The sequence below is a fragment of the Bacillus sanguinis genome, from assembly GCF_018332475.1.
In the GTDB taxonomy this organism is placed as follows: Bacteria; Bacillota; Bacilli; order Bacillales; family Bacillaceae_G; genus Bacillus_A; species Bacillus_A sanguinis.
In genome coordinates this window covers 1-21,121 of the sequence record NZ_BOQB01000056.1, presented here as the reverse complement: position 1 = coordinate 21,121, position 21,121 = coordinate 1, and the positions used below count along the sequence as shown (strand labels likewise).

Annotated in this window: 24 protein-coding genes, 1 rRNA gene and 2 other annotated features; all 25 genes read right to left on the bottom strand. The window is 37.5% G+C overall.

Features of this window, described 5'->3' with window-relative positions:
• Nucleotides 1-80: 80 nt before the first annotated feature.
• On the bottom strand, nt 81-680 hold the full coding sequence (locus KI369_RS07760) for a class I SAM-dependent methyltransferase (RefSeq protein WP_212955591.1): 600 nt from the start codon (nt 678-680) through the stop codon (nt 81-83).
• Between the two features lie 76 nt (nt 681-756).
• Nucleotides 757-1,116 (bottom strand): 50S ribosomal protein L7/L12, encoded by a 360-nt coding sequence (gene rplL, locus KI369_RS07755; protein ID WP_000159736.1) that lies wholly within the window; start codon nt 1,114-1,116, stop codon nt 757-759.
• A gap of 67 nt (nt 1,117-1,183) precedes the next feature.
• Nucleotides 1,184-1,684: a 50S ribosomal protein L10 gene (rplJ, locus tag KI369_RS07750; RefSeq protein WP_144616205.1), complete on the bottom strand. Its 501-nt coding sequence runs from the start codon at nt 1,682-1,684 to the stop codon at nt 1,184-1,186.
• Between the two features lie 39 nt (nt 1,685-1,723).
• Nucleotides 1,724-1,867, bottom strand: a sequence feature (ribosomal protein L10 leader region).
• Between the two features lie 49 nt (nt 1,868-1,916).
• Nucleotides 1,917-2,609 (bottom strand): 50S ribosomal protein L1, encoded by a 693-nt coding sequence (rplA, locus tag KI369_RS07745; RefSeq protein WP_002070162.1) that lies wholly within the window; start codon nt 2,607-2,609, stop codon nt 1,917-1,919.
• Nucleotides 2,610-2,786: 177 nt separating this feature from the next.
• Nucleotides 2,787-3,212, bottom strand: coding sequence for a 50S ribosomal protein L11 (gene rplK, locus KI369_RS07740; RefSeq protein ID WP_001085872.1), 426 nt, complete (start codon nt 3,210-3,212; stop codon nt 2,787-2,789).
• A 167-nt stretch (nt 3,213-3,379) separates the two neighbouring features.
• Nucleotides 3,380-3,913, bottom strand: coding sequence for a transcription termination/antitermination protein NusG (nusG, locus tag KI369_RS07735; RefSeq protein WP_000415794.1), 534 nt, complete (start codon nt 3,911-3,913; stop codon nt 3,380-3,382).
• Nucleotides 3,914-4,044: 131 nt separating this feature from the next.
• On the bottom strand, nt 4,045-4,224 hold the full coding sequence (gene secE, locus KI369_RS07730; protein ID WP_001241321.1) for a preprotein translocase subunit SecE: 180 nt from the start codon (nt 4,222-4,224) through the stop codon (nt 4,045-4,047).
• A gap of 32 nt (nt 4,225-4,256) precedes the next feature.
• Entirely contained in the window at nt 4,257-4,403 is a 147-nt protein-coding gene (rpmG, locus tag KI369_RS07725; RefSeq protein WP_002070160.1) for a 50S ribosomal protein L33, read from the bottom strand.
• A 128-nt stretch (nt 4,404-4,531) separates the two neighbouring features.
• The gene (locus tag KI369_RS07720) at nt 4,532-5,191 is read right to left on the bottom strand and encodes an RNA polymerase factor sigma-70 (protein ID WP_000387198.1); all 660 of its coding nucleotides are present in this window, start codon (nt 5,189-5,191) and stop codon (nt 4,532-4,534) included.
• A 67-nt stretch (nt 5,192-5,258) separates the two neighbouring features.
• Nucleotides 5,259-5,771 (bottom strand): NYN domain-containing protein, encoded by a 513-nt coding sequence (locus tag KI369_RS07715; protein WP_000997883.1) that lies wholly within the window; start codon nt 5,769-5,771, stop codon nt 5,259-5,261.
• Between the two features lie 3 nt (nt 5,772-5,774).
• Nucleotides 5,775-6,518, bottom strand: coding sequence for a 23S rRNA (guanosine(2251)-2'-O)-methyltransferase RlmB (gene rlmB, locus KI369_RS07710; protein WP_098759797.1), 744 nt, complete (start codon nt 6,516-6,518; stop codon nt 5,775-5,777).
• Nucleotides 6,515-6,922, bottom strand: coding sequence for a Mini-ribonuclease 3 (locus tag KI369_RS07705; protein ID WP_087955353.1), 408 nt, complete (start codon nt 6,920-6,922; stop codon nt 6,515-6,517). Before KI369_RS07705 ends, rlmB begins: the two co-directional genes overlap by 4 nt.
• 2 nt (nt 6,923-6,924) lie before the next feature.
• Nucleotides 6,925-8,322, bottom strand: coding sequence for a cysteine--tRNA ligase (gene cysS / locus KI369_RS07700; protein WP_212955590.1), 1,398 nt, complete (start codon nt 8,320-8,322; stop codon nt 6,925-6,927).
• Complete coding sequence (gene cysE, locus KI369_RS07695) at nt 8,303-8,968, bottom strand: serine O-acetyltransferase (protein ID WP_212955589.1); 666 nt, start codon at nt 8,966-8,968, stop codon at nt 8,303-8,305. Before cysE ends, cysS begins: the two co-directional genes overlap by 20 nt.
• A gap of 138 nt (nt 8,969-9,106) precedes the next feature.
• Nucleotides 9,107-9,353: a binding site (T-box leader), on the bottom strand.
• Between the two features lie 47 nt (nt 9,354-9,400).
• Entirely contained in the window at nt 9,401-10,858 is a 1,458-nt protein-coding gene (gltX, locus tag KI369_RS07690; protein WP_212955588.1) for a glutamate--tRNA ligase, read from the bottom strand.
• Between the two features lie 89 nt (nt 10,859-10,947).
• The gene (gene ispF / locus KI369_RS07685) at nt 10,948-11,424 is read right to left on the bottom strand and encodes a 2-C-methyl-D-erythritol 2,4-cyclodiphosphate synthase (protein ID WP_000488386.1); all 477 of its coding nucleotides are present in this window, start codon (nt 11,422-11,424) and stop codon (nt 10,948-10,950) included.
• A 115-nt stretch (nt 11,425-11,539) separates the two neighbouring features.
• The gene (gene ispD / locus KI369_RS07680) at nt 11,540-12,220 is read right to left on the bottom strand and encodes a 2-C-methyl-D-erythritol 4-phosphate cytidylyltransferase (RefSeq protein ID WP_212955587.1); all 681 of its coding nucleotides are present in this window, start codon (nt 12,218-12,220) and stop codon (nt 11,540-11,542) included.
• A 16-nt stretch (nt 12,221-12,236) separates the two neighbouring features.
• Nucleotides 12,237-13,346 (bottom strand): PIN/TRAM domain-containing protein, encoded by a 1,110-nt coding sequence (locus KI369_RS07675; protein ID WP_016089677.1) that lies wholly within the window; start codon nt 13,344-13,346, stop codon nt 12,237-12,239.
• Nucleotides 13,347-13,506: 160 nt separating this feature from the next.
• The gene (gene disA, locus KI369_RS07670; RefSeq protein WP_061678380.1) at nt 13,507-14,580 is read right to left on the bottom strand and encodes a DNA integrity scanning diadenylate cyclase DisA; all 1,074 of its coding nucleotides are present in this window, start codon (nt 14,578-14,580) and stop codon (nt 13,507-13,509) included.
• A gap of 3 nt (nt 14,581-14,583) precedes the next feature.
• Entirely contained in the window at nt 14,584-15,960 is a 1,377-nt protein-coding gene (gene radA / locus KI369_RS07665) for a DNA repair protein RadA (RefSeq protein WP_212955586.1), read from the bottom strand.
• A 96-nt stretch (nt 15,961-16,056) separates the two neighbouring features.
• On the bottom strand, nt 16,057-18,492 hold the full coding sequence (gene clpC, locus KI369_RS07660) for an ATP-dependent protease ATP-binding subunit ClpC (protein WP_061678382.1): 2,436 nt from the start codon (nt 18,490-18,492) through the stop codon (nt 16,057-16,059).
• A gap of 22 nt (nt 18,493-18,514) precedes the next feature.
• On the bottom strand, nt 18,515-19,579 hold the full coding sequence (gene mcsB, locus KI369_RS07655; RefSeq protein WP_212955585.1) for a protein-arginine kinase McsB: 1,065 nt from the start codon (nt 19,577-19,579) through the stop codon (nt 18,515-18,517).
• Nucleotides 19,580-19,583: 4 nt separating this feature from the next.
• Complete coding sequence (gene mcsA / locus KI369_RS07650) at nt 19,584-20,132, bottom strand: protein-arginine kinase activator protein McsA (RefSeq protein ID WP_144616193.1); 549 nt, start codon at nt 20,130-20,132, stop codon at nt 19,584-19,586.
• A gap of 173 nt (nt 20,133-20,305) precedes the next feature.
• Nucleotides 20,306-20,767 (bottom strand): transcriptional regulator CtsR, encoded by a 462-nt coding sequence (gene ctsR, locus KI369_RS07645; RefSeq protein ID WP_001244563.1) that lies wholly within the window; start codon nt 20,765-20,767, stop codon nt 20,306-20,308.
• 209 nt (nt 20,768-20,976) lie between these two features.
• Nucleotides 20,977-21,092: ribosomal RNA gene (gene rrf, locus KI369_RS07640) — 5S ribosomal RNA — on the bottom strand.
• Nucleotides 21,093-21,121: the final 29 nt, after the last annotated feature.

The window sequence follows — 21,121 nt, the reverse complement described above, 5'->3', positions numbered from 1 at the left end:
GAAACAAAAATATACATCTTTCTCAACGCAGAAAATCATATATTGGCATTGTATAATGTTAACATAGCCAAAAATAACCGTCAACGTTTTTTTGATTTTATGATATAATATCCTTTTTTCTTTTCTACAACTTCGACTTCGGAAAATACTTCTTCTAATTTCTTCAGCGCAGATGGTGCACCTTGCTTCTTTTGAATAACAATCCACAACTCTCCACCTGGAACTAAATACTCTACAGCCTTTTCTAAAATCTCATGCACGATATCTTTACCTGCACGAATTGGAGGATTAGATAGAATAGCAGCATACGTACCATCTACATTTTCATAGACGCTACTTTGAAAAATGTGTACATTTCCAATTCTATTGTTAGCGGCATTTTCTTTTGCAAGCTCAAGCGCCCTTTCATTCACATCCACCATGTGAACTTTACGGTCTTGAAACTCTTTCGCCAACGATAAACCAATCGGTCCATATCCACAACCTACGTCTAATATATCACCTTTAATATCCGGCACTTGAAACGCTTCAATTAAAAGACGAGAACCAAAGTCCACTTCGTTTTTCGAGAACACCCCACGGTCAGATAAGAAAGTAAATTGAGATCCACGAAGTGCAAATTCCCAACGCTTACGATCACTTTTACTAGAAGGGTCGTTAGAAAAATAATGGTCTGCCATATGGCCACCTCTTTTCTTTACAGTTAAAAAAAAAGCTCGCATGAGAGCGAGCTTTTTTTAAAGCATCAAAAGTTAATTACTTAACTTCTACAGCAGCGCCAACTTCTTCAAGTTTAGCTTTGATTTCTTCAGCTTCTTCTTTAGCAGCAGCTTCTTTGATTACTTTTGGAGTGTTGTCAACTAATTCTTTAGCTTCTTTTAAGCCAAGACCAGTGATTTCACGAACAACTTTGATAACTTTGATTTTTTGTGCACCAGCGCTAGTTAGTTCCACATCAAATTCAGTTTTCTCAGCAGCAGCTTCTCCAGCGCCACCAGCAACAGCTACAGGAGCAGCAGCAGTTACGCCGAATTCTTCCTCGATAGCTTTTACTAAGTCGTTAAGTTCTAATACAGTCATAGATTTAACTGCTTCAATGATTTGTTCTTTAGTCATTGTAAATATCCTCCCTTAAATAGGTTTGTATTGTTTTATCGATAATACGTAATTATCTTTTAAAAAATTAAGCGCCTTGCTCTTCCTTTTGTTCTGCAACTGCTTTAGTAGCAAGTGCAAGGTTACGGATTGGAGCTTGAAGAACGCTAAGAAGCATAGAAAGTAAGCCTTCACGTGATGGAAGAGTAGCGATAGCTTTAACCTCATCAAGTGTTACAAGTTTACCTTCGATTACGCCCGCTTTAATTTCTAAAGCTTCATGATCTTTAGCGAAGTCGTTTAATACTTTCGCAGGAGCAACTACATCCTCGTTACTGAACGCGATTGCGTTTGGTCCTGTTAAGAATTCATTTAACTCAGCCATTTCAGCAGACTCTGCAGCACGACGAGTTAGAGAGTTTTTGTAAACTTTGAACTCAACGCCAGCTTCACGTAATTGCTTACGTAATTCTGTTGCTTCAGAAACTGTTAAACCACGGTAGTCAACAACGATTGTAGATTTACTAGCGCGAAGTTTGTCCGCGATTTCAGTTACAACTTGTTGTTTAGTTTCGATTACTTTGCTCATGTTATTACACCTCCTGTAGATTATATAGAAGATGTACCGAAAGTGCACTAAAAACCTCCATGCCCAACTTGTAGACATGGAGGCATATAGTCACAGAAAAAAATTCCGTTTCGTATATTAACACCTAGGTAGGAAATTAAGTCTATCGACACCTACTGTCTACGGTACACTAATTAAATTCACAACATAAATGATTATATAAAAACTTCTTTATGAAGTCAACTTCCAAAATTTACGCTAACGTAGAAACGTCTACACGTACGCCAGGTCCCATTGTAGAAGCAACTGTTACGTTCTTCATGTAAGTACCTTTTGCAGCAGCTGGCTTAACTTTTTGTAAAGTGTCAGCAATTGTGCTGAAGTTTTCTACTAATTTAGCATCTTCGAAAGATACTTTACCGATTGGAACGTGGATGTTACCAGCTTTATCAACGCGGTATTCAACTTTACCAGCTTTGATTTCGTTAACAGCTTTAGTTACATCGAAAGTAACTGTTCCAGTTTTAGGGTTTGGCATTAAACCTTTAGGTCCTAATACGCGACCAAGTTTACCAACTTCACCCATCATGTCAGGAGTTGCTACTACTACATCGAAATCGAACCAACCTTGTTGGATTTTACCGATGTAATCAGCATCGCCTACGAAGTCAGCTCCAGCAGCTTCAGCTTCTTTAGCCTTTTCACCTTTAGCGAATACTAATACACGTTGTACTTTACCAGTACCGTGTGGAAGAACAACTGCACCACGGATTTGTTGGTCAGCTTTCTTAGGGTCAACACCTAAACGGAATGCAACTTCTACAGTCGCATCAAATTTAGCTGTGTTTGTTTTCTTTACTAATTCTACTGCTTCTGTTGCAGAGTAAGCAGTTGCACGATCAACAAGCTTTGCAGCTTCTACGTACTTTTTACCTCTTTTAGCCATTTTTATTTCCTCCTCGAATGTGGTTTTAGCGGAATAACCTCCCACGTTTACGCTTATTTTCAGGTATAACCTGAGGATGCGCGCCATCCATTTATTTAAAAACGATAATCATTTACGATAATAAAGGTTGCGAATTGGAATTCCAGACCCGCAACCTTTTTAAAAAAACAAATCGAATTAGTCTTCGATAACGATGCCCATACTGCGTGCAGTACCTTCAACCATACGCATTGCAGCTTCTACGCTAGCAGCGTTTAGGTCAGGCATTTTAGTTTCAGCGATTTCGCGTACTTTATCACGCTTAACAGTTGCCACTTTATTACGGTTTGGTTCACCAGAACCAGACTCAATACCAGCTACTTTCTTAAGAAGAACAGCAGCAGGAGGAGTTTTAGTAATGAAAGTGAATGAACGGTCCTCAAATACCGTAATTTCAACAGGGATGATAAGACCAGCTTGATCAGCTGTACGAGCGTTAAACTCTTTACAGAAGCCCATGATGTTAACACCTGCTTGTCCTAATGCTGGACCAACTGGTGGAGCTGGGTTAGCTTTACCTGCAGGAATTTGAAGTTTTACCATTTTAATTACCTTTTTAGCCACGAGACACACCTCCTTAAGTCCGTGATGTGGTCAATTGGACAGTGATTTGCCCTCCCACGTCATATTTTATCTGTAAGGATAAAATCTTTCAAAAAACGTCTCCGATAACGAAGACGTACTGACTTAAAAGATATTATCACTTTTTACAATTCATTTCAAGTTTCATTTTATAATTTTTCAATTTGATGGAAGTCAAGCTCAACTGGAGTCTCGCGACCGAACATGTCCACAAGCACGCTAACCTTCTTCTTCTCCACATCAATTTCTTCAATAGCACCTGTATAATCTGCGAATGGTCCCTCATTTACACGCACTGTCTCATGAAGTTCAAAGTCGAAATCAACCACTTCGTTATCCATTCCCATATGCTTCATAATGGTAACAACTTCCTCTTCTAATAGAGGTGATGGTTTAGATCCAGAACCAGAAGAACCAACGAACCCAGTTACACCCGGCGTGTTACGTACAACATACCAAGAGTCATCAGTCATGATTAATTCTACTAATACATAACCTGGGAACACTTTTCTTTTCATTAATTTTTCTTTACCGTTTTTCATTTCTACTTCTACTTCTTCCGGGACAACAACACGGAAAATTTTATCTTGCATACCCATTGATTCTACACGTTTCTCTAGGTTTGCTTTTACTTTATTTTCATATCCAGAATAAGTATGGACAACATACCAACTTTTTTCCATTCATTTAGGACGAGCGTCCTTCCCTCCCTGACGTACATTTTTTTGCGCAAATGAAAAAACCCGTTCACCGGGCTTTTACACAGTTCTTATAAATAACATTATATCATGGATAAGTGCTTCTTATTCAAGAATTAACCAAGAATTAACCGAATTAAAGAAGAAATGCCCATATCAACCACTGCGAAGAAAATCGCAAAGAAGACAACTGTAGCGATAACAGTCGCTGTTGAACGGAGTAATTCATCTTTTTTAGGCCAACTTACTTTTTTCATTTCGCGACCTACATCGCCGAAAAAGTTCGTTAAACGCATTTACGGGACCTCCAGTGTATTATTTCAATTATTTATTTTGTTTCCTTGTGAACTGTATGCTGATTGCATGTTTTACAAAACTTCTTTATTTCAAGTCGCTCTACTGAGCTCGTATCTTTCATTGTAGAGTAGTTTCGATTTTTACACTCTTCACATGAGAGTACAACTTTTTTCCTCATTAGTTACACCAACCTTGTAACATTATGTCCCTAAAAATGTATCATACAACAAAAGACAATGTCAATGACATGCCTTTTGCACGCTCTACAAAAAGAAAACAGGTGATTTTTTACACCTGTAGCATTTGTTATGAATTTAAAGTGGTACTCTCTCTCATTTCCATATATCGTTCCAATTTTCGCTTCACCCTCTGTAAAGCGTTATCAATAGATTTCACATGCCTATTTAACTGTTCCGAAATCTCTTGATAAGAACGACCGTCTAGATATAAAGAAAGCACTTTTCTTTCTAAATCGCTTAATAATTCAGATATTTTAGATTCTATGTCTGTATATTCTTCCTGACTTATAATCATTTCTTCAGGATCCGTTACCTTAGCTTCCGAAATAACATCTAATAATGTCCGATCAGATTCCTCATCATAAATCGGTTTATCTAAGGACACATACGAATTTAACGGAATATGTTTTTGCCTTGTTGCTGTTTTAATAGCGGTAATAATTTGTCGAGTGATACATAGTTCAGCAAATGCTTTGAATGAAGACAGCTTGTCCTCTTTATAATCACGAATTGCCTTAAACAATCCAATCATACCTTCTTGAACAATATCTTCTCGATCGGCACCCACTAAGAAATAAGATCTTGATTTCGCGCGAACAAAGTTCTTATATTTGTGAATCAAATATTCTAGAGCGTCAGTATTACCTTTTCGAACTAACTCAACGATTGCCTCATCCTCTAAATCACGAAATGTAACGTCGCCTACACTTACGAAGCCTGCTTCCACCTTGATCCCTCCGACCGCTATTTATTTAGCAATATTATACAGTAAAAAGATAAAGAGCGTCAATGCTTCAACGCTCTCCTCTTCTTAATTTTTCTAATTTTTCTGTAATATCTTTACTAAATATCTTTCGCATGGCGGGTTGCTTTTCTTTCGTGTCTTGTGTACGCCTTCTTACTTGTTGTTCCATCGCCTGTACTTCCAACTCTAATTCACGCGCAGATTTCCGAAGAGCACCTTGCGCAAATATAACCCATTGTTCCGTATAATCAGAAGTCGCAACATATATTTGCGTATTTATATTTCTAAGCTCAATCGCAAGCTGCTCTATCTTTTCATCTGCAGTTTGATTCTTCCTTGTGAATATGACTTCCACACGCGATTGTTTCATCTTTTTTTCAATACCGTGGACTGTATAAGCATCAAAGACTATCATTACCTTTGTACCTGTGTAACCTTGGTAATCCGCCATCTTATCAATCAGTGCATCTCTTGATGATTGTAAATCTACATCCCGTAGTTTCTTCAAGTCTCCCCAAGCCCCAATAATGTTGTAACCGTCAACGATTAAAATATCGTTCATTTTTTATTTACCAATTTCGTTACGTTTACGATATACCTCATACATTAACAAACTTGCGGCTACTGAAGCATTTAAGGATGTAACTTTACCAACCATCGGTAAAGTAATTAGGAAATCACATTTTTCACCAATAATACGACTCATACCTTTTCCTTCACTGCCAATTACTAGTCCAATTGGCATTTTACCATCTAAATTACGGTAATCCGTTTTCCCTTTCGCATCTGTACCAGCAATCCAAAGTCCACGTTCTTTTAATTCATCGATTGTACGAGATAAATTCGTTACGCGCGCAACAGGAATGTATTCAATTGCTCCTGTAGACGCTTTTGCAACTGACGCTGTAAGTCCTACAGCTCTTCTTTTCGGAATAATAATTCCATGAGCTCCTGTTGCATCCGCAGTACGCATAATAGAACCTAGGTTATGCGGGTCTTCAATTTCATCTAAAATTAAGAAGAACGGATCTTCGTTACGCTCCTCTGCTACTTTAAATAAATCTTCTAGCTCAGCATATTGATATGCTGCCACTTGAGCAATTACACCTTGATGGTTACCCTCAACTAATTGATCTAACTTCTTCTTTGGTGCGTGTTGTAAAATAATCTTATTTTCTTTCGCTAGTGCTAGTACAATTTGTACTTGTCCTTTGGCAGCACCTTCCGCGATCCAAATTTTATTAATATCTCTTCCTGATCGTAACGCTTCAATTACAGGGTTACGTCCGATAATATATTCACTACTCATGATGATGTGCCCCCTTCCTTTTCTTCTAAAACAGCAATTGCTTTATATACAATTTCGTCTAATCTTTCGCGATTATTTAATAAGTAATGATAGCCAATTAGCGCTTCAAAAGCTGTGCTATGTCGATATGTTTGTACATCCGTATTTTTCGGAACAGTACCTGAATTTGCATTGCGCCCTCTTCTTAGTACCGCTTCTTCTTCCTCAGTTAAAAATGCTGTCTCTAATAAATGATAAACAACTTTCGCCTGTGCTTTTGCCGAAACAAAGCTTGTCCCTAATCGATGTAATTGGTTAGGACGAACTTTCCCTTTTTGAAGTAGGTGATAGCGGATATATTGTTCATATACCGCATCACCCATGTATGCTAACGCTAAGCTGTTTAATTGCTTTGCATCAATCATTCTTATCCTCTTTTCCATCTTGTACCTTGAGCGGTATCTTCTAAAATAATATTACGGTCTTTTAAATCATCGCGAATTTGATCTGACAATGCAAAATCACGATTTTTACGAGCTTCAATACGTTTTTGAATAAGTGCCTCAATCTCTTCATCAAGCAACTCATCTTGTGCTAATTCTAACCCTAAAATATCAAATAATGTTTCGAGTTGTTTCATGTATGCTTCAATTACCACTTTAGACGTGTGTTCTTCCAGTAAATATTGATTCGCATGATTTGCTACATTATATAACTCAGTGATTGCATTAGCGGTGTTGAAGTCATCATTCATTGCTTCTTCAAATGCAGTCTGGAATTTTTCCAGTTCCGCTAACCAATTCTCATTATGGTCTGTTAAATCGGTACTGCTTTCCATACGATGTTTTAAGTTACCGTAAGCCGTTTTAATTCTTTCCAGTCCGTTATTTGTGCTTTGTAATAACTCTTCACTGAAATTAATTGGGTGACGGTAATGCACCGATAGCATAAAGAATCTGATTAACTGTGGATCATATTGCTTAATGATATCGTGAACTAAAATGAAGTTCCCTAGTGACTTAGACATCTTCTCATTATTAATATTAATATATCCATTGTGCATCCAATAACGTGCAAATGTTTTTCCCGTTAACGCCTCAGACTGCGCAATTTCATTCTCATGATGAGGAAATGCCAAGTCTTGACCACCAGCATGAATATCGATTGTATCTCCTAAGTATTTACGCGCCATTGCCGAGCATTCGATATGCCAGCCTGGACGACCTTGCCCCCAAGGGCTCTCCCAGAAGATTTCTCCTTCTTTCGCAGCTTTCCATAAAGCAAAATCAAGCGGATCTTGTTTCTTCTCTCCCACTTCAATGCGCGCACCGTGACGTAAGTCTGCGATTGGTTGATGAGATAATTTACCGTACCCTTCGAATTCCTTCGTTCTAAAGTATACATCTCCTTCTGATTCATATGCATATCCTTTATTCACAAGTTCTTGAATAAATTCAATAATGATATCCATATTTTCCGTTACACGCGGATGTACTGTTGCATGTTTGCAACCTAGTGCCGTTACATCCTCAAAGTACGCTTCAACGAAACGGTCAGCAATTGTCGGCACATCTTCACCTAATTCATTCGCTGCTTTAATTAATTTATCATCTACGTCAGTAAAGTTGGATACATACTGCACATCATACCCTTTATATTCTAAATAACGGCGTACCGTATCAAATACCATAGGTGGTCTTGCATTCCCAATGTGAATGTAGTTATAAACTGTAGGTCCACACACATACATCTTTACCTTATTTTCTTCTAATGGAATAAACTCTTCCTTTTGACGCGTTAACGTATTATAAATGTGAATAGTCATTTTTATCCTTCCTTTCTACCTTTACTTCAAGTTGTTTTTTCAATTTATCAAGTTCTAATTCCATAACCTTTAATTTATCAAAAATCGGGTCTGGAAGATCAGAGTGATTTAATTCTTGACCGATCTTTACTCCATTTTGAATAACGACTCGGCCAGGTATACCTACAACTGTAGAATGTGCAGGGACTTCTTTTAATACGACAGACCCTGCTCCAATTTTAGAATTCTCTCCAACTGTAATAGAACCTAGTACTTTCGCACCTGTAGCAATTAATACATTATCCTGAATTGTAGGGTGCCTCTTTCCCTTTTCTTTACCCGTACCACCTAATGTAACCCCTTGATAGATCGTTACATTATCACCAATTTCGCACGTTTCTCCAATTACAACCCCCATTCCATGGTCTATGAAAAAACGACGACCAATTGTTGCTCCTGGATGAATCTCGATGCCAGTAAAGAAACGACTAACTTGTGAGATCCAACGTGCAATAAAGAAGAAATTCTTTTTATAAAAAGCATGTGCAATTCGATGGGCCCAAACTGCATGTAATCCAGAGTAAGTCAAAATGACTTCGAAATAACTTCTTGCCGCTGGATCCTGTTCAAAAACGACTTCAATATCTTCCCGAAGCCTCTTAAACATCGACGTTCCCTCCCCTTTATGGGCTGCTTTTTCGAGTGAACTAACTCCCTACTTATCTCCCTAAATCTTTATACACGTAGATAAAACTTATACTCACACCCAGTTTTACGGTATAAAAAAAGACGCCTCTGTCATATTGACAGAGACGCCTTATAAGCGCGGTTCCACTCTGTTTAGGCTAAAAAAGCCTCAAACTCATCTCTGATAACGGTGTACACCGCTTCTGCTTACTTTAACGCCCTAAGACGTTTCACAAAACATTTTGCTGTTCAGCAGAAGACTCGAAGGGGCATTTCAAAAACCCGCTTATAAACCACTTCCAGCCTAAAGGTGGTTCTCTCTGTAAAAAGCCTGATTTTCTACTTCTCCTTCTCGTCGCTTTTCCTTATTAGGTTTTAAGTATACTTATTATATTTCTAAACCTAGAAAATGTTAACCAATTACTTTTTGAAGACGATTTAAAACTTTTTCTTTCCCAAGAAGCGCAATAGCATTAGGAAGCTCTGGGCCATGTGTTTGACCAGTAGTTGCAACACGGATTGGCATAAATAAGTTTTTACCTTTATGACCTGTTTCCTTTTGGACTGCTTTAATAGCCGCCTTAATTGCTGCTGGTTCCATCGCTTCTAGTGCTTCTACTTGACCAGCAAACGCACGAAGTACTTCTGGTACTTGTTCACCTTTTAATACTTCTTGTCCTTCTTCTTCATGATCAACATGATCTTTGAAGAACATTTCAGAAAGCTCTACAATTTCAGCTCCAAAACTCATTTGTTCATGATATAACGCAATTACATCACGAATCCAATCTTGCTCTTGTTCACTTAAAGTTTCACCTATACGTCCAGCTTTCACTAAATGCGGTAAGCTTAATTCTACCACCGTATCTAAATCTTGCTTTTTCATATATTGGTTGTTCATCCATTTTAATTTTTGAGAATCAAATAATGCAGGTGATTTTGATAAACGAGCTGCATCGAACATTTTGATAAACTCTTCTTGAGAGAAGATTTCTTCTTCTCCTACCGGTGACCAACCTAGTAGTGCAATAAAGTTAAAGATTGCTTCTGGAAGATATCCAAGCTCTTTATATTGCTCAATAAATTGAATAATAGACTCATCACGCTTACTTAATTTTTTACGGCTTTCATTTACAATTAAAGTCATATGACCAAATTGCGGAATATCCCAACCGAAAGCTTCATAAATCATCATTTGTTTTGGCGTATTTGAAATATGATCATCACCACGAAGTACGTGTGTAATTTCCATTAAGTGATCATCTACTGCTACCGCAAAGTTATAAGTTGGAATTCCATCTTTTTTCACGATAACGAAATCACCAAAATCATTTGAATGGAATGCTACTTCATCTTTTACGATATCTTTAAATGTGTAATCACGGTCAGCTGGTACACGGAAACGAATACTTGGAATACGTCCCTCAGCTTCAAATTCTTTCACTTGTGCTTCAGTTAAATCACGGTGGTTACCTGCGTAACGAGGTGTTTCACCACGAGAGATTTGTCCTTCACGTTCTGCTTCTAGCTCTTCTTCTGTCATATAACATTTGTAAGCTAAACCACGCTCTAGTAAATCTTCATATAACTTTCTATAAATATCTAAACGCTCTGTTTGACGATATGGTCCAAATTCACCACCAACATCAACACCTTCATCCCAGTCCATACCGAGCCATTTCAAGTATTTTAATTGGCTTTCTTCTCCACCAGCAACATTACGTTTTACATCAGTATCTTCAATACGAATAATAAACTTACCATCTTGATGACGAGCAAATAAATAATTAAATAATGCCGTACGCGCATTTCCGATATGTAAGTGTCCTGTTGGACTTGGCGCATAGCGCACTCTCACTTGCTTTTCCATAATTGGTACACCTTCCATTCTTAATGTCAACACATTCTATAATTGTACACCAAACAAATGTGATTATCCATCTTACGAATTAAAAACCATTATTTTTTCTGTAATAAAACAACTGCTTGAGAAGCAATTCCTTCTTCTCTACCTGTAAATCCTAATTTTTCTGTTGTTGTTGCCTTTACATTGATATTATCAATAGACGTTTCTAATAGCTCACTAATGCGTTTACGCATACTTTCAATATGTGGTGCCATCTTTGGCTTTTGAGCAATAATTGTACAATCTAGATTCCCTAACTCGTAACCTTGTTCACGTACAAATTCCCAAACCTTTTGCAGCAATACAGCTGAATCAGCATCCTTAAAGGCAGGATCTGTATCAGGGAAATGTTTTCCGATATCTCCTGCTGCAATTGCACCTAAACATGCGTCCGCGATCGTATGTAACAATACGTCTGCATCAGAGTGACCAATTAATCCTTTCTCATGAGGAATTGTAATCCCGCCAATAATTAACGGTCTACCTTCCGCGAATTCATGCACATCAAAACCTTGTCCAATTCGAAACATTCTTTACATCCTCCTCGAGCTAAACTACTGAGCTTTATGATTCTATATTATATTGCTATCCTTATAAAGAAAAGCCCGGCCGTTGCCGAGCTTTTCTTCGCTATAATCATTGCTATCATTTCTTTTGAACTTGAAGAAAACTTTCAGCAATTAGTAAATCCTCTGGAGTCGTCACTTTAATATTATAGTAACTACCCTCTACTACACCTACTTGCTTCCCGATACGTTCTACAAGACTTGCATCATCTGTACCAAGGAAACAGCTCTGCTTCGCGCTTCTATGAGCTTCTAATAAAAGAGAAACAGCAAACCCTTGCGGTGTTTGTACAGCTTTAAGCTGAGATCTTTCTACCGTTTCGACAACAACACCCTGCTCTACTTTCTTAACGGTATCTTTCACTGGCACTGCACAAATGGAAGCCCCATGTTTTTCTGCTGCAGTTAATACATCTTGAATCACTTTATTCGTTACGAACGGGCGTGCACCGTCATGTACAAGAACATACTCAACCTCACTCGTATGCTGAATCGCGTTATACACACTATCTTGTCTTTCAGCTCCACCTTGAATAAATTGTACTGGCTTTTTAATTGGATACTTCTGCATTAGCTCTTCAAAATATAAGCGCTCTTCTTCGTTAATTGCCATAATAATACTTTTGCACGCTTTATCCTTTTCAAAAGCACGTAACGTATGCACAATAATCGGCACTTCATTAATAAGTAAGAACAACTTATTTTTGCCAGCACCCATCCGCTTCCCTTGACCAGCTGCTGGAATAATCAATGTATACATATTAATAATCCTCTACTTATAATGCTTTTTCTAATAATTTACGTTTGGCGAAAATCATACGACCAGCCGATGTTTGCAACACACTCGTAACAAGTACATCGAGTTGTGAACCGACATATTCTCTACCATCTTCTACTACAATCATCGTGCCGTCATCTAAATATGCAACACCTTGATTTTGTTCTTTTCCATCTTTTACAACATAAACACTTAGTTCTTCCCCTGGGAGTACAACAGGTTTAATTGCATTAGCTAAATCGTTAATGTTTAACACCGTTACCCCTTGTAATTCAGAAACTTTATTTAAGTTGAAATCATTCGTTACTACCGTTCCACCAGTGATTTTCGCCAACTTTACAAGCTTGCTATCCACTTCTTGAATATCATCGAAATCGCCTTCATAAATTTCTACCGGTATCGGCATCTCTTTTTGAATACGATTTAAAATATCTAATCCTCTGCGACCACGATTACGTTTTAAAGCATCAGAAGAATCGGCAATGTGCTGAAGTTCTTCTAACACGAATTGTGGTATCACAATTGTTCCTTCTAAAAACTTTGTTTGGCAAATATCAGCAATACGTCCATCAATAATTACACTCGTATCGAGAATTTTCCAATGTGTTGTAGATTCTTCTACCTCTGTTTCAGTTTCTTCATTCTCACTATTATTATTTTTCTTCTTCCCACGTTGTGGTAATGTAAATAATCCTAGTAATTCATTCCTCTTTTTAAACCCTACTTGGAATCCTAAGTATCCAAGTAAAAGAGTAAAGAACACTTGCAACACTGTACTAATAACTGGAATTGTAAATTCACGAATTGGTATTAAAATTAAATATGCAACAATAAGCCCAGAGATTAAACCTAATGTACCAAATAAAACATCCGCTACAGGCGCCTTTACAAGAGCCTCTTCAATATGCTTAATAAGTTGAACAATATAATCTACAAGCCAAAATGTTGTTAGGAATAAAATAATTGCACCAATAATTGCACGAACATACGATCCTTCCAATAAAGGAACGGCACCGATGTCTAATACATTAATAACCTTTGGGATTAAGTAAATCCCTAACGCTCCCCCAATTACTAGAAAGAAGAGCTGTACAATCCGTTTTAACATCCAACCACCTCCTACTCATTATTAACCATTGTTTCGCTAATCAAAACGCCGAATGCAAAAGCGGACGTGTTTTTTTATAAATAGTTTTATTTACCAATATACCATATCATATACCAAAAATGTTCTAGTGTCGTTATATTATAGAATCAATGTAATATTCTTAATTGTGTCTACTCATATAGAGATGCTCTTGAATTCTTTTTAGACCTTCACGTATTTTCTTCGCTCTGACTTCTCCAATTCCTTCCACATCATCCAATTCATTAATAGTTGCTCGACAAACACCTTGCAAAGTCTTAAATCGATTAATTAAATTTTCAATGATAAGTGGCGGAACGCGCGAAATTTTGCTTGTGATTCGGTATCCTCTCGGCGTCACACTTTCTTCTAAACTCGTTTGTCCTGGGTAACCAAGCAATTTAACTAAATCGCTATCCTCTAGAAGTTGTGTGTTCGCAAGATCTTGTAACTTTTTCAAAATTTGATGATGGTCTTGTGTTTTTTCTTGGTAATAATCTTTAATTAATAACGCTGCCTCTGCCTCTAAATCAGCTAGTAGCTCTGTAAGTTGTAAACGAATTAACCTACCTTCTGTTCCTAGCTCATGAATATAACTCAATATTTCATTTTTAATACGCAGTACCATTTCAACACTATGTAACACATGAACCACCTCGGACATTGTAACGACTTCTTCAAATTCTAGAATGCCCAAATTCGTAATACCATCATTCCATACAGCCTTATATTTTTCTAACGTTTGAATAGCTTGGTTTGCCTTTGTTAAAATAACACCTATATCCTTTAGTGTATAACGTAAATTCCCTTGATATAGTGTAATTACGTTACGTCTTTGTGAAATAGCCACAACGAGACTACCTGTCTGCTTTGCTACACGCTCTGCCGTCCGGTGGCGCATACCTGTTTCAATAGAATCAATAGATGCCTCTGGAACTAACTGTGCATTTGCAATTAAAATTTTACTTCCAGTTTCATTTAAAATAAGTGCCCCATCCATTTTTGCTAATTCGTATAAACTAGCAGGAGAGAATGCGCAATTAATATGAAAGCCTCCATCTACAATACTTTTAATTTGTTCATTATATCCAAGAACAATTAATCCCCCTGTTTGTGCGCGAAGCACATTATCTATCCCTTCGCGCAGTGGTGTTCCTGGGGCCACGAGTTGTAAAATATTAATCATACTTTTGACACGTTGCTTGTTTTCTTCCATAGCCTAGCCTCCTAATGTCAAACGAAGCGCTTCCCCTAAATTAGATACACCTACTACCTCAATCCCATCCGGAATTGTCCATCCTCCCAAGTTTTTTCTAGGAATAATAGCACGTTGAAATCCTAATTTAGCTGCTTCTTGTACACGTTGTTCAATTCTTGATACTCTTCTTATTTCTCCAGTTAGTCCTACTTCTCCTATTACTGCATCAGTTGGTGCCGTAGATTTATCCCTAAAACTTGAAGCGATACTTAAAGCCACAGCTAAATCAATTGCTGGTTCATCTAATTTCAAACCACCTGCTACTTTTAAATATGCATCTTGATTTTGTAATAATAAACCTGTTCTTTTTTCTAACACTGCCATAATAAGTGATACACGGTTATGATCAATTCCCGTCGCCATTCTTCGAGGATTTCCAAAACTAGTAGGGGAGATTAATGCTTGTATTTCTACTAAAACAGGTCTTGTTCCTTCCATTGAGGCAACTACTGTTGATCCTGCGACTCCAACGGGTCTTTCCTCAAGAAAAATTTCAGAAGGATTTAAAACTTCCGCAAGACCAAGCTCTTTCATTTCAAAAATACCCATTTCATTCGTGGAACCAAAACGATTCTTCACAGCTCGTAAAATACGATATGTATGATGACGATCTCCTTCAAAGTAAAGCACTGCATCGACCATATGTTCTAGCATACGAGGTCCTGCAATTGCCCCCTCTTTAGTTACATGTCCGACGATAAAAATAGGGATTCCTTTTGTTTTTGCAAGTTTCATTAATTCTGCTGTACATTCACGTACTTGTGCCACACTTCCCGGCGCTGATGTTACCTCAGGTAAATGTATCGTTTGAATGGAATCAATAACAACAAAAGCTGGATTCATCTCTTCAATGTGTGCTGCAATTCGTTGCAAGTCCGTCTCTGATACTACAAATAGATTACTACCATTTACATGTAAACGATCTGCACGAAGTTTAATCTGTTTTGCCGACTCTTCACCGGATATATATAGTACATCATATGAAGAATCTGCTAATTGCGATGAAATCTGTAATAGCAATGTTGATTTTCCAATACCAGGATCTCCACCAATAAGTACTAAGGATCCATCTACAATCCCACCACCGAGCACACGGTTAAACTCTTGGAATTTTGCTTCAATACGCGCCTCAGATTTTGTTTCTACTTCTGTTAGGCGTCTTGGTTTTGTTACTTCCGATTGAATTGCATTGGCATAATTAAGGCGTCTTGATGATACAACAGGTTCCATCTCTTCAACAAGCGTATTCCATTGACCACAACCAGGGCATTTCCCCATATATTTTGGTGACTGATAACCACACTCTTGACATGTGAATTTTGTTTTCTTTTTAGCCATATCGTTTTATATTTCACTTCACTTTCATCTATAAACAGTTTATCCTTCTCGTACAAGAAAGAGGGCTATCTCGTAGCCCTCTTAGTTTGTCTATACTTATTTTACCTTTTCAGCACTATGAATGACAAATGTTTCCCCTTCAACATCAAAGATAACTTTTTGTCCTTTCTCAATAGCACCTTTTAAAAGTTCTTCCGATAGTCTATCTTCTACATGTTTCTGAATTGCTCTACGAAGCGGACGAGCACCGTATTCTCGGTCAAATCCTTTATCAGCAATGGCTGAAATTGCTCCTTCTGTTAAATGCAATTCAATTTCTTGCTCTTTTAAGCGATTCACTAACTGATTTACCATAAGTGTTACAATCTCTTGAATATGTTTTTTCTCAAGCATATGGAACACGATAATTTCATCAATACGGTTTAAGAATTCTGGACGAAACGCCTTTTTCAGTTCATCCATTACTTTACCTTTCATATCTGAATAATCGCGGCTCTCATCTTGTACGTTAAATCCAAGATGTTTATTACGTTTTAACGCGTCTGCACCAACGTTAGATGTCATAATAACAATTGTATTACGGAAATCAACTGTACGCCCTTTAGAATCAGTTAAGCGACCATCTTCTAATACTTGTAGTAAAATGTTAAACACATCAGGGTGAGCTTTCTCTACTTCATCTAATAGGACAACTGAATACGGCTTACGGCGAACCTTTTCTGTTAATTGTCCACCTTCTTCATATCCAACATATCCTGGAGGAGATCCAACTAAACGAGAAGTAGAATGCTTCTCCATGTACTCAGACATATCGATGCGAATCATTGCATCCTCATCACCGAACATAGATTCTGCTAGTGCTCTTGCTAGTTCGGTTTTACCTACACCTGTTGGTCCTAAGAAAATAAATGAACCAATCGGACGTTTCGGATCTTTCAATCCTGCTCTAGCACGACGAACCGCTTTCGCTACAGCCACTACGGCTTCATCTTGACCAATAACACGATCGTGAAGAATGGATTCTAAGTTTAATAATTTATCAGTCTCTGTTTGTGCAAGTTTAGAAACCGGTATACGAGTCCACGTAGAAACGACATTTGCAATATCTTCTACTGTCACTTCTGAGTTTTCTTTTCCTTGTTGCTCTTTCCATTGACGCTTCGTATCTTCTAACTTCTCACGTAAGCGTTGTTCCATATCACGTAAGGAAGCAGCTTTTTCAAATTCTTGACTTTGTACAGCTGCATCTTTTTCTTTTCTAATTTCCTCAAGCTTCACTTCAAGCTCTTTTAGATTTGGTGGTGTTGTATAAGAACGTAAGCGAACCTTTGAAGCAGCTTCATCAATTAAGTCAATTGCTTTATCTGGTAAGAAACGATCTGTAATATAACGGTCTGAAAGCTTTACAGCTGCATCAATTGCATCATCTGTAATAGATACACGGTGATGTGCCTCGTAACGATCACGTAAACCTTTCAAGATTTGAGTTGATTCGTCTAAACTTGGCTCATCAACGTGAATTGGTTGGAAACGTCTCTCTAAAGCCGCGTCTTTTTCAATATATTTACGATATTCATCTAAAGTTGTCGCCCCAATACATTGTAACTCTCCGCGTGCTAAAGATGGTTTTAAAATGTTCGATGCATCAATGGCACCTTCTGCTCCACCTGCACCAATTAATGTATGAAGTTCATCAATAAATAGAATAATGTTGCCAGCTTGACGAATCTCATCCATTACTTTCTTTAAACGATCTTCAAATTCACCACGATACTTCGTTCCAGCTACCACTGTACCCATATCTAGTGTCATAACGCGCTTATCTCTTAAAGTTTCGGGAACTTCATTATTTACGATTTGTTGTGCCAATCCTTCAGCAATTGCTGTTTTACCTACACCAGGCTCTCCAATTAATACAGGATTGTTTTTTGTTCTACGGCTTAACACTTCAATTACACGTTGAATTTCTTTACCACGCCCAATAACAGGATCTAGACGGTTTTCACGTGCAACAACTGTTAAATCACGTGCTAAGCTATCCAGTGTCGGTGTATTTGCATTTGTTGAAGAACCACCTTGGTGACCTGAACTTGCTTCATTACTTCCAAGAAGTTGCAATACTTGTTGTCTTGCCTTATTTAGGCTAACACCTAAGTTATTTAAAACACGTGCTGCTACGCCTTCACCTTCACGGATTAAACCAAGTAAGATATGTTCTGTTCCAACGTAAGAATGACCTAATTTACGCGCTTCATCCATAGACAACTCAATAACTTTTTTAGCACGCGGTGTATAATGTACAGTTTGAGAAGCTTCTGTTCCGCGTCCAATTAACGCTTCTACCTCTTTTTGCACTTTCTCTGGGCTTAATCCAAGAGCAATTAACGCTTTTGCTGCAATTCCTTCCCCTTCGCGTACAAGCCCAAGTAAAATATGTTCTGTTCCAATATTATTATGCCCAATACGAATTGCTTCCTCTTGAGATAAAGCTAATACTTTCTGTGCTCTTTCTGTAAATCTTCCAAACATCATAGAAATCGCCTCCTACTTGCGCTTAGTTTTTTTCAATACGTAATCGCTCACGGATTAAGGTTGCTCTTCGATAATCTCTTTCTTCTGGTCCTAAAGGTCCACCGGCATATTGTTGTAAAATGCCCGGTTGTGTAAGAACCATTAGCTCAGTCAAAATATTTCTCGATACACCTTTTATATATCCTAAATCAATACCAAGTCGTACATCGGATAAGCAAGTGGCCGCTTCCGCAGATTGAATTAACCGACTGTTTGCTAGTATGCCATAAGAGCGATAAACTTTATCTTCAAGCTCAATACTTGAATTTTGTACAATTAATTCTCTAGCCATTTTTTCTTGCTGTATGATTTGTTGAATGACACTCTTTAAATCTGAAATAATATCTTCTTCAGATTTTCCTAGCGTCATTTGGTTTGACACTTGAAATATATTACCTAACGCTTCGCTACCTTCACCGTATATTCCTCTTACTACTAACCCTAATTTTTGAATTACTTGTATAATACGGCTAATTCTTTTCGTTAAAACGAGTCCCGGCAAGTGAATCATTACGGAAGCCCTCAATCCTGTACCAACGTTAGTAGGACAGCTCGTTATATATCCAAGTGATTCATCAAAAGCATATTCAACCTCTTCCTCTATCCAATTATCTATTTGATTGGCACTTTGAAGGGCCTCTGATAACTGCAACCCTGAAAATAAGCACTGAATCCTAATGTGGTCTTCTTCATTCAGCATAACACTAATATGTTCGCTTTCTGACAATAGACATGCTCCATATTCTGTGCCTGCAAGGTTGGGGCTTATTAAATGCTTTTCAACTAATACTCTCCTTTGAAGAGGCGTCAATTCATTCATTTTTAATAGTCCAAACTCTCCAAAAGGTTCTACTGTTTTATTTATAAATTCCTTTTTAAATAATTCATGAATCTGTTTAGCTTCTTCTTCGTTTTGCATAGTAGAGAATTGATATTTTTTAAAATTACGAGCCAAACGAATTCGACTACTTAAAACAATATCAGAATCAGGGCCATCCCCCTTCATCCATGGACTAATCGCTTCATTCATAATTTTGTCCAGTGACATAGAACTATTCCCCCTCTCTATGCTCACTAAGCTGATTTTCAAGACCTCGAATTTTATCCCTTACTTCAGCAGCTTTCTCAAACTCCTCTTTCTGTACGTATTGTTTCAGAATGAGTTTTAGTTCATCTAATTCTTTCTTTAAGTGAATATTTCCTTCTATACGTTCCGGAATTTTTCCACAATGATCTGTATGCCCGCCGTGAAGACGTTTTAACAATGGCTTTAAATGTTCCTTAAATGTATCGTAACAAGAAGCACATCCAAAGCGTCCCACCTTTGTAAATTGCTCGTATGTCATCTTACAATCTGGACACCTTAATATGCTTGTATTCGAAAGCCCGCTTTGTCCTTCTTCAAACATTGTTGATTCACCGTGTAATAACCCAGCAAATAAATCATGGAATGAAAAGTTAGACTGCGATGATTGAAAGAAAGACGTGTAGCCACTTTGTTCTGCACAATGCTCACAAAGATGAACTTCCGTCTTCTTTTCGTTGATTACTTTTGTATAATGTAAAGTTGCTGGTCTTATATTACAGTTTTGACAAGTCATCACTATCCCCACCTTTACAACAGGAACGATCTATCTCATAGTACTTTTCATACATTACTAGATTGTTCGCTTTCCTTTATTCGTTTAAATAAAAGTGCGTGTTCTTTTTTCAAAACCTCTACAATACTGAACTGCCCTATCTCTTAGTTATTATTCTTTTACAAAAGCTGTATTTATTTATATTTCAGTGTTCTTAACATTGCGCATAATATTCGAGCCCTAAGTTCATCTCGAGAAGGAACATCCATTGATAATACAGAACGATCTAGTACACTTAACATAAGTTTAGCCTCACGATTTGTTATGATTCCCTCTTCTATTAAACGTATAATCATACTCTCTGCATTCCCTTGCGCAACGCTATGATCAATCATATGAAGCATTTGATCAATAATGTCTATATCGTCATGCAGTTTGACTTTTATAATGCGAATGTAACCTCCTCCACCACGTTTACTTTCTACTACAAATCCTCTTTCTAACGTAAAACGGGTATTGATTACATAATTGATTTGAGATGGTACGCACTCGAATCGATCCGCAATCTCATTTCTTTTGATTTCAATCACATTATTATTACTTAAGTCAATAACTTGCTTTAGATATTGCTCAATGATATCAGATATATTTCTCATTTATCCGCCACCTTTATTGACTTTGACTATCTTTGACTTTAATTATATACGTATTAATAAAATTTGCAACTCTTTTGCTTATTCACTATCCTAGCCACATTACCCTGTATTTAATCAAAATAATAATTATTTAAACACATTTTTTTAATTACTATGGCTTATAAAAGAAAACACAAAAAAACACGAGTCATTTGACTCGTGTTTAGGTTGCTTGGCGACGTCCTACTCTCACAGGGACAAGGTCCCAACTACCATCGGCGCTAGAGAGCTTAACTTCCGTGTTCGGTATGGGAACGGGTGTGACCTCTCTGCCATCATCACCAAACTATGAAGGCATATTCCTTCAAAACTAGA

Bases quoted from the DNA above. Each gene is read 5' to 3' on its own strand.
- KI369_RS07760 (WP_212955591.1), bottom strand. From the start codon at position 680: ATGGCAGACCATTATTTTTCTAACGACCCTTCTAGTAAAAGTGATCGT.
- rplL (WP_000159736.1), bottom strand. From the start codon at position 1,116: ATGACTAAAGAACAAATCATTGAAGCAGTTAAATCTATGACTGTATTA.
- rplJ (WP_144616205.1), bottom strand. From the start codon at position 1,684: ATGAGCAAAGTAATCGAAACTAAACAACAAGTTGTAACTGAAATCGCG.
- rplA (WP_002070162.1), bottom strand. From the start codon at position 2,609: ATGGCTAAAAGAGGTAAAAAGTACGTAGAAGCTGCAAAGCTTGTTGAT.
- nusG (WP_000415794.1), bottom strand. From the start codon at position 3,913: ATGGAAAAAAGTTGGTATGTTGTCCATACTTATTCTGGATATGAAAAT.
- secE (WP_001241321.1), bottom strand. From the start codon at position 4,224: ATGCGTTTAACGAACTTTTTCGGCGATGTAGGTCGCGAAATGAAAAAA.
- rpmG (WP_002070160.1), bottom strand. From the start codon at position 4,403: ATGAGGAAAAAAGTTGTACTCTCATGTGAAGAGTGTAAAAATCGAAAC.
- KI369_RS07715 (WP_000997883.1), bottom strand. From the start codon at position 5,771: ATGAACGATATTTTAATCGTTGACGGTTACAACATTATTGGGGCTTGG.
- rlmB (WP_098759797.1), bottom strand. From the start codon at position 6,518: ATGAGTAGTGAATATATTATCGGACGTAACCCTGTAATTGAAGCGTTA.
- KI369_RS07705 (WP_087955353.1), bottom strand. From the start codon at position 6,922: ATGATTGATGCAAAGCAATTAAACAGCTTAGCGTTAGCATACATGGGT.
- cysS (WP_212955590.1), bottom strand. From the start codon at position 8,322: ATGACTATTCACATTTATAATACGTTAACGCGTCAAAAGGAAGAGTTT.
- cysE (WP_212955589.1), bottom strand. From the start codon at position 8,968: ATGTTTAAGAGGCTTCGGGAAGATATTGAAGTCGTTTTTGAACAGGAT.
- gltX (WP_212955588.1), bottom strand. From the start codon at position 10,858: ATGGAAAAGCAAGTGAGAGTGCGCTATGCGCCAAGTCCAACAGGACAC.
- ispF (WP_000488386.1), bottom strand. From the start codon at position 11,424: ATGTTTCGAATTGGACAAGGTTTTGATGTGCATGAATTCGCGGAAGGT.
- ispD (WP_212955587.1), bottom strand. From the start codon at position 12,220: ATGTATACATTGATTATTCCAGCAGCTGGTCAAGGGAAGCGGATGGGT.
- KI369_RS07675 (WP_016089677.1), bottom strand. From the start codon at position 13,346: ATGTTAAAACGGATTGTACAGCTCTTCTTTCTAGTAATTGGGGGAGCG.
- disA (WP_061678380.1), bottom strand. From the start codon at position 14,580: ATGGAAGAAAACAAGCAACGTGTCAAAAGTATGATTAATATTTTACAA.
- radA (WP_212955586.1), bottom strand. From the start codon at position 15,960: ATGGCTAAAAAGAAAACAAAATTCACATGTCAAGAGTGTGGTTATCAG.
- clpC (WP_061678382.1), bottom strand. From the start codon at position 18,492: ATGATGTTTGGAAGATTTACAGAAAGAGCACAGAAAGTATTAGCTTTA.
- mcsB (WP_212955585.1), bottom strand. From the start codon at position 19,579: ATGTCACTGGACAAAATTATGAATGAAGCGATTAGTCCATGGATGAAG.
- mcsA (WP_144616193.1), bottom strand. From the start codon at position 20,132: ATGACTTGTCAAAACTGTAATATAAGACCAGCAACTTTACATTATACA.
- ctsR (WP_001244563.1), bottom strand. From the start codon at position 20,767: ATGAGAAATATATCTGATATCATTGAGCAATATCTAAAGCAAGTTATT.